This window comes from Achromobacter spanius, assembly GCF_039673305.1.
In the GTDB taxonomy this organism is placed as follows: domain Bacteria; phylum Pseudomonadota; class Gammaproteobacteria; order Burkholderiales; family Burkholderiaceae_B; genus Achromobacter; species Achromobacter spanius_F.
In genome coordinates this window covers 33,135-40,439 of record NZ_JBDJLJ010000050.1, presented here as the reverse complement: position 1 = coordinate 40,439, position 7,305 = coordinate 33,135, and the positions used below count along the sequence as shown (strand labels likewise).

General features: G+C 68.8%; 6 protein-coding genes. 2 read left to right on the top strand and 4 right to left on the bottom strand.

The window, feature by feature from the left end; genetic code table 11:
- Positions 1–314: c-type cytochrome biogenesis protein CcmI/CycH (locus ABE485_RS25285; RefSeq protein ID WP_430795464.1), on the top strand; the 314-nt coding region annotated here is incomplete at its 5' end.
- Here the strand turns inward: ABE485_RS25285 and ABE485_RS25280 are convergent.
- The 4 genes from ABE485_RS25280 to ABE485_RS25265 form a co-directional block, all read right to left on the bottom strand.
- The gene (locus tag ABE485_RS25280; RefSeq protein WP_430795465.1) at positions 311–3,508 is read right to left on the bottom strand and encodes a tetrathionate reductase subunit A; all 3,198 of its coding nucleotides are present in this window, start codon (positions 3,506–3,508) and stop codon (positions 311–313) included. The two genes, ABE485_RS25285 and ABE485_RS25280, sit on opposite strands and share 4 nt — an antisense overlap.
- 37 nt (positions 3,509–3,545) lie before the next feature.
- Positions 3,546–4,595, bottom strand: a complete 1,050-nt coding sequence (nrfD, locus tag ABE485_RS25275) for an NrfD/PsrC family molybdoenzyme membrane anchor subunit (RefSeq protein ID WP_346517988.1) — start codon at positions 4,593–4,595, stop codon at positions 3,546–3,548.
- Between the two features lie 19 nt (positions 4,596–4,614).
- On the bottom strand, positions 4,615–5,388 hold the full coding sequence (gene dsrO / locus ABE485_RS25270; protein ID WP_346517987.1) for a sulfate reduction electron transfer complex DsrMKJOP subunit DsrO: 774 nt from the start codon (positions 5,386–5,388) through the stop codon (positions 4,615–4,617).
- A 108-nt stretch (positions 5,389–5,496) separates the two neighbouring features.
- Entirely contained in the window at positions 5,497–6,042 is a 546-nt protein-coding gene (locus tag ABE485_RS25265) for a DNA-deoxyinosine glycosylase (RefSeq protein ID WP_346517986.1), read from the bottom strand.
- 171 nt (positions 6,043–6,213) lie between these two features.
- Here ABE485_RS25265 and ABE485_RS25260 point away from each other — a divergent pair, with 171 nt between their 5' ends.
- Complete coding sequence (locus ABE485_RS25260) at positions 6,214–7,077, top strand: pirin family protein (RefSeq protein WP_346517985.1); 864 nt, start codon at positions 6,214–6,216, stop codon at positions 7,075–7,077.
- The last annotated feature ends 228 nt before the right edge of the window (positions 7,078–7,305 follow it).

Genomic DNA, 7,305 nt, shown 5'->3' with positions numbered 1-7,305 from the left:
CCGAAACGCTGCGCGCCCAGGTCCAGCCCACCGACACCGTCTTCATCCTGGCCAGGCCCGCGGAAGGCCCCCGCATGCCGCTGGCCATCCTGCGGCTGCGGGTGGCGGACCTGCCGCGCGACTTCGTGCTGGACGACAGCACCTCCATGTCGCCGCAGGCCACCCTGTCCGGCGCCGGCAAGGTACAGGTGGAGATCCGCGTCAGCCGGTCGGGCGGCGCCGCCGCCCAGCCCGGCGATTTGAGCGGCACGCTGTCCGGCTTGGGCACCCGCGCCGAAGGCCTGGAGCTGGTGGCCGACACCGTCGTGCGCTAGGCCCGTTCGACCCGCGCCGGCAGGCCCTGGCGCACCGCGGCGCCCGACACCCAGTCGATCCAGACGTTGGCGTGTTCGCCGCGCGTGGCGTCGCCGAAGCCCAGATCGTTCAGGTTGACGCCTGCCGCCAGCGCGGGATCGTGCGGCATGGCCTTGCCGTCCACCGTGTGCGCGCGAGCGCCCAGTTCGGTATGGCCGTAGCCGTGCTCGATGCCCAGCGCGCCCGGCTGGACGCCGTCGCGCAGCAGCGCCAGCCCGGTCACCGAACCGCCCGGCGTCACGATGCGCACCTTGTCGCCGTTGCGGATGCCCAGCCGCTCGCCGTCCTGGCGGTTGATACTCACCGGGTTGTGCGGATGCACCTGGCGCAGCCGGTTCACGCCGATCGACATGGAGCTCATCAGGTTGGACTTGAACGACGTGAGCAGGAACGGCCAGTGCTGCGCCGGGTACTCCGCCCGCATATCGCGCCCGTCGGCCAGACGCGCCGGATACCAGGTGGGACAGCCGCTGTAGCGTTCGCCCGTCATCGCGTGGCGAAAACCCGCCAGTTCCTCGCTCCAGACATGCAGCGGCTTGGCGTAGGCCACGCGCGTGCGCCGCCCCTGCCCGCCATCCATCCAGGCGTCCTCCATCCTGTCGAAGCGGCCGCCGCGGCTCATCAGCATGGCGACCTGCCGCCATTCGCCCGGCTTGAGCTTCTGCTGCAGGAGCGGGGCATAGCGGTCCACGCCGGTCAGCGCCATGTCGTCATCGCTCGCTTCGGGCACGGCGCGGCCGGCCGCGAAGGCGATGTTGGCCATGCCGCGCAGGAAGAAGTCCTCGGGCGTGTCCAGCGCGTACTTGGCGCCGTCCTTGTCCGAAATGGCGTCGGCGCCGAACCCGGGCATGCCCAGGCGCTTGGCGCAGGCGATCAGAAAGGTCTCCAGGCACACGGGTTCGTTCGTGGCCGTGCGCGCCACGCGCGGTTCCACGGCCGGCCAGCGCACGGTGGACGCCTTGGCGACCACGTCGGCCCAGGGCGCCGACACGCCCCAGCTTTCGTAGGTCACCGTGTCCGGCACGATGTAGTCAGCCAGCGCGTTGGTTTCGTTGATGAAGGGATTGATCGACACCGACAGCGGCAGGACGCGCGGATCCTTCAGCTTCTCAAGCGCCACGCTCTTGAACCCGGCAATGCCGTAGACCGGGTTGCTCATGTGGTTGAACCAGACCTTGGCGCGATACGGATACCCCGCCAGCGCGGACGCCAGCATCTCGGAGCTCAGCCCCCCCGTGGCCGGGTACCAGGGCGCCGCCGCCGGATAGGCGCGCTGGCCCGCCGCCGTCTTGCGCTTGAATTCGCTGGACTTCTCGTAGGGAAAGCGGTTGCGCGACAGCGACACGCCCTTGGGCGTCGCCTTGTTGGCGAAGCCCGCGATGTTATAGCGCGGCCCCGCGCCGTAGGGCGGGAACGGCCCGGCGTCCAGGACCAGCCCGCCTTCCACGTTCAGGTTGCCCACCAGGGTGTTCAGCATGGCGATGGCGTAGGCGGTATAGAAGCCCGCGCCGCTCATGGTGCCGCCGTGCGCGTCGGCCACGGCGCGCTTGCCATGGCTGGTGAAGCGCTCGGCCAGCGACTCGATCTTCGACGCCGGCACGCCGCAAAGCCGCGCATAGTCGTCCAGCGACTTGCGGCGCGCCTCCCCGCGCAGCAGTTCCAGCGACGTGCGCACGCGCACGGGGCCGGACGCGCCCGCCATGCCCGGTACGGCGATCGCGTCGTCCACGAACAGCTCGGCGGGCGCGCCGGCCGTGTGCGCAGCCAGCGTGCCGTCCTGCAGGCGCACGACGTACACGTCCTCCCATTTCTCGTCCGCGTCGGCCGGCCGCGCCCAGCCCATGTCCGCCCCGCGCACAAAGCTGCCCAGGCGCGCATGGCCGGGCTCGGCCACCACCAGGTGCGTCGCGTTGGTCCAGGCCGCCTCGCCCGCCGCCTTCATGGCCGCGGGGCCGGGCTGCGCCAGCATGCGGGCATCGAACCGCTCGTTGTCCAGGATCCACCGGATCAGGCCCATGGCCAGCGCCAGGTCGCTGGCCGGATTGACGGGCACCCACTCATTGCCCGATCCCGCCGACAGGCTGGAAGACGCCGGCAGCACGGGCGACACGACCACATACGTGAAGCCGGATTCCTGCGGCCGCACGCGCGCTTCCGCCAGTTGGCGGGCCTGCCGCTGGAACGGGTTGCCGGCCTGCGCCGGCGCCGCGCCGATGAACAGGCCAAAGCGCGCGTTGTCCCAGTCGGGCTTGCCATGGGGCATGCCCTTCAGGTCGCCCAGGGCCGCGCCCGCGCCCACGCGGAAGCTCTGTCCGCAATACGAGCCGTGGTTGCTGAAGTTGACCGTGCCGAAGGATTGCCCGGCAAAGCGCTGGATCAGCGGGGTGCGCCCTTCATTGGACGCGTCGGTGAAGAGGAACTGGTTCACCTTGGCGCCATATTCGGGGTTCTGCGCATCCAGCGGCGTCTCGCGGTCGTGGATCGCGCGCAGGCCATCCACGTGGCCTTCGCCGAACAGGTCGCCGCCTTCGCACACTTCCTGGACCAGTTGCTCGAAAGTGATCGTTTGCCACTTGCCTTCGCCGCGCTTGCCTACCCGCTTCATGGGCTGCAGCACGCGGAAGGGGCTGTTCATCTGCTCCAGCATGGCCGAGCCGCGCGCGCACGACGTGGCGCGGCCTTCCAGGCCATTGTCGCCGCCCAGTTGCGCATAGACCTCGCGCACCGGCGTGTCCATGGCGGCGGGCCGCGTGGTCGCCAGCGGGTGATAGGGATTGCCGGCCACCCGCAGAATGCGGTTTTCCTTCGTGTCCACGCGCAGCCGCACGCCGCATTGCGTCCAGCAGCCCAGGCAGCTGGACGGACTGACGGTCTGGCCCGGCTGCGCACTGAGCACGCCGGTCAGCGGGTCGATGCGGAATTCCGGCGTCAGCGAGTTGCCGCGCACGACATGCGCGGTGGGAACGCCGGCGGTGCCCTGCGCCAGGCCCTTGACGGCCTTGGTCACGGTGTCGCCATAGCCCGCCGCGAACGCCGCCATGCCGCCGGCCACCAGGCCGCCGCGCACCATCAGCTTGCGCCGGGCCTCGTCGCGGGGCTCGTCCGGGCCATCATCCGCCGGGCGGCGCTTGTCGTCTTCGTGTTGCTTGTCCATTGCTTTCTTTTCCATGTTCTTTCGTCTTGCGGCCGGCTCAGGCGCGGCCGGCCCAGGCCGCCACGCTGCGCGCGCGGGCCGGGAACCATTCCAGAGCCCAGGTCACGGCGGTGACCAGCGCCACGCACAGGCCCAGCACACCCACCATGCCCAGCAGCCCGTCGCTGCCCCAGGGCATTTCGTACAGATAGAGTCCGGCGCCGTACTTGGGCACGCCCTGCACGCTCATGAAGACCACCCAGCGGAAGATCCACGCCGCGCCCAGCATGGTCAGCGCCAGCACGGCCGATGGCAGCGGCGCGGCCAGCGTGCGCCAGGGACGCTGCAGCAGCGCGATGATGCAGAAGGCCGTGATCACCGCGCCGGCCAGGCTGATGCGCCAGATCGGAAACTCGGCGAACAGCCGCAGCGCGGCATCGAACGACGCGTCCAGTCCCAGCACGCCCAGCACAGCCCAGGCGCCCGCGCCCAGCGCGATCAGCGCGACCGCGGTCACGCTCAGGCGCCGCAGCATGTCCACCGGCAACGCCCGCATCCCGCCCGGCAGCCAGCGGCCGATCAGGAACATCGCGCCCAGCGCGCCCAGCCAGGCCGTCAGCGCAAAGTTCACCGGCAGGAAAACGGTGTGCCACAGGGGCCGCGAGCGCAGCACCATCACCTCGGCGCCCGTGTAGACCAGGATGGACAGCGCGGACAGCGCCAGCGCCACGGCCACCACGCGCACCCAGCCCATCCTGCCCCACCACCATGCCGCGCAGAACAGCAGGGCCAGCGTCACGAACACGGGCAGCAGCAAGGCGCCCAGCCACATCCAGGACCAGGGCGTGAGATGCGCATAGAAATGCCAGAAGCGGCCGGGCTGGTGCAGGTCGGCCAGCAGCGACACGGGCGCCGCGATGGCGCTGACCAGCAGCACGGTCGCGGCGGCCGGCAGCAGCCGGCGCGCGGACGAATCGGCGCGCCCGAAGGCCGCGAAGGCGGCGGTCAGCGCGGTGGTGGCGCTGATGCCGATCAGGAAGAAATACTGCACGGCCCAGGGCAGCCAGGCGGCGTCGTAGACCGGCGTGAGCAATTCAGAGATTTGCATGAGAGTCCCCTTCAATGGCTCAGTGGCCGCCCGCCAGGCGCACGCCGGCCTGGCCGTCGACCTGGTGCACGAACGCATCGGGCAGGCCGATGTAATAGACGTGGGGATCGGTCTTCATCTCGGGTTTGAGCACCTTGATGTCGGCCTTGTGTTCAGCCAGCAGGCGCGAGATGGCGCTGTCGGGATCGTTCATGTCGCCGATCACGCGCGCCCCGCCCACACAGCTTTCCACGCAGGCCGGCAGCAGGCCCGCTTCCAGGCGGTGCTCGCAGAACGTGCACTTGTCCGCGGTCTGGGTCTCGTGGTTGATGAAGCGGGCGTCGTAGGGACAGGCCTGCACGCAATAGCCGCAGCCCACGCAGCGCTCGTTGTCGACCAGCACAATGCCGTCTTCCCGCTGGAAGGTGGCCTGCACCGGGCAGACCGGCACACAGGGCGGCTTGTCGCAGTGGTTGCACAGGCGCGGCAGCATGACCATGGCGCACGGCCCGCCGGCATCCGGCGTGACTTCGTACTGCAGCACGGTCGTGCGGAACTGCCCGATCGGCGGCACGTTCTCCAGCGAACAGCTCACCGTACAGGACTGGCAGCCGATGCACTTGCGCATGTCGACCACCATGCCGTAGCGCTTGCCGGGCATGCCGGGCCGGCGCGGCGGCTGCCCGTTGATGCCGGTAGCGGCTTGCGCGTGGATGGGGATGACGGTGGCGGCGGCGCCTAGCCCGAGCAGGCCTTTCAGAAAGCCGCGCTTGCCCGGGAGAGGGGTTTCCGGGGGGCTGGTTGGGGTGTGCATAGATAAACTCCGAAACATATAGCTGTTACGGAAATTAACTTATCACCCCTAGTTATATAGAGCCTTGATATCAGTCAATGGGGACAGATTAACCCTGCGCTGAGCCGGCTAGCGGTCCGCGATCGTCAGCGCCGGCTCCCAGGCCGCCAGCTTCTGATCAAACGACGCGGCCGCATGCGCCGGACTGGTGGACGGCAGCTCCACATACTGCAACGGCGCGCCCGCCAGGCCGGGCAGCACATGGCGGCGGTACATTGCGGCCGCCTTGGCGCCGTTGAAGCAGACACGGACGATGGACGGATGGCTGTCCAGGAAGGCCCGGAAGTCGTTCGGAACAAGGCTGTCGCGGCGGATGTCGGCGTCCAGGCTGCCGGGACGCTCGCAGGCCTGCAGCACATCCCAAAGCGCCACGCCGCGCGATTGCAGCGCCAGCAGGCGGCCGGCGTAGTCCAGGCCGGGATCAAATCCCAGAATGCGGGCCGCCAGCGGCCAGAACGCGTTGCGGGGGTGGGCGTAGTACTGCACCTGCCTGAGCGACGCGACACCGGGCATGGAACCCAGCACCAGCACGCGCGCCCCGGCGGACGCCACCGGGGCAAAGCCCCATACCTGTTCGTCGCGCCGGCCCGGGGCGCCATCCAAATCTGCTTCCATTCCGGGAGCATACTTCCCGGAAAAACGTCGGCGCCCTGCCCCCCTTGCTGATCGTCCGACTCATGGAACAGTGCTTATCGGATTTGGGGTCTACCGGAACCGGCGTTCCGCCCTTATCTTCATTCTTATGACGAACGGCCCCGAAGGGGCCGCGCAACAGGAAACCTCATCATGAAGAAGATCCTCGGTTTGCATGCCAGCCCCCGTCCCCACTGGGTGGGCGACGGCTTTCCGGTGCGCTCCATGTTCTCGTACAACGACAAGGGCAAGAACACCAGCCCCTTCCTGCTGCTGGACTACGCCGGCCCCGCCGAATTCGGGCCGGCCAGCCAGCCGCGCGGCGTGGGCCAGCATCCGCATCGCGGCTTTGAAACCGTGACCATCGTCTACAGCGGCGAAGTCGAACACCGCGATTCCACCGGCAACGGCGGCGTCATCGGTCCCGGCGACGTGCAGTGGATGACGGCGGCCTCGGGCATCCTGCACGAGGAGTTCCATTCCCATGCCTTCACCCGGACGGGCGGCAAGCTGGAAATGGTGCAGCTCTGGGTCAACCTGCCCGCCAAGGACAAGAAGGCGGCGCCGGGCTACCAGGGCATCCTCAGCGCGGACATTCCCGTGGTGGCGCTGCCCGACGACGCCGGCTCGCTGCGCGTGATTGCGGGCAGCTACGCCGGCCAGGCGGGCCCCGCGCGCACCTTCACGCCGATGGACGTCTGGGACGTGAAGCTGGCCGCGGGCAAGTCGGCGACCTTCCCCATCCCCGCCGGGCGCAACAGCATGCTGGTGATGCTACGCGGCACGGTGCTGGTCAACGGCGAATCGGTCGCACGCGACGCGCAACTGGCCCTGTTCTCGCAAGAGGGCGAAGACATCACCGTCGAGGCCAACAACGACGCGATGTTTTTGGTCCTGAGCGGCGAGCCCATCGATGAGCCCGTCGTCGGCTACGGGCCCTTCGTGATGAACTCCCAAGAGGAAATCGTGGAGGCCATCCAGGACTTCAACGCCGGGCGGTATGGGCAGATGCATTGAAGACTGCTGTCACAATAGAAAGCCGCGCGAAATGCGCGGCTTTTTTTCGTTCCAGGCGCGCGCGCGGATCGGGCGCCGCAATGCAGCGAAGCCGGAGTCTCGACGCCCCGGCATCAACGCCTTGGGTGCGGCGGCATCCCGCCTTGATTTCGGAAATCGGGCCCCGCCCTATGCAAACACCCATTAAGAAAACAGCGTCGCATGCCGTACCGACAGAAGATTGCGTTT

What these genes read in the sequence shown, in the direction of transcription:
- ABE485_RS25280 (WP_430795465.1), bottom strand. Translation starts at nt 3,508, where the DNA reads ATGGACAAGCAACACGAAGACGACAAGCGCCGCCCGGCGGATGATGGC.
- nrfD (WP_346517988.1), bottom strand. Translation starts at nt 4,595, where the DNA reads ATGCAAATCTCTGAATTGCTCACGCCGGTCTACGACGCCGCCTGGCTG.
- dsrO (WP_346517987.1), bottom strand. Translation starts at nt 5,388, where the DNA reads ATGCACACCCCAACCAGCCCCCCGGAAACCCCTCTCCCGGGCAAGCGC.
- ABE485_RS25265 (WP_346517986.1), bottom strand. Translation starts at nt 6,042, where the DNA reads ATGGAAGCAGATTTGGATGGCGCCCCGGGCCGGCGCGACGAACAGGTA.
- ABE485_RS25260 (WP_346517985.1), top strand. Translation starts at nt 6,214, where the DNA reads ATGAAGAAGATCCTCGGTTTGCATGCCAGCCCCCGTCCCCACTGGGTG.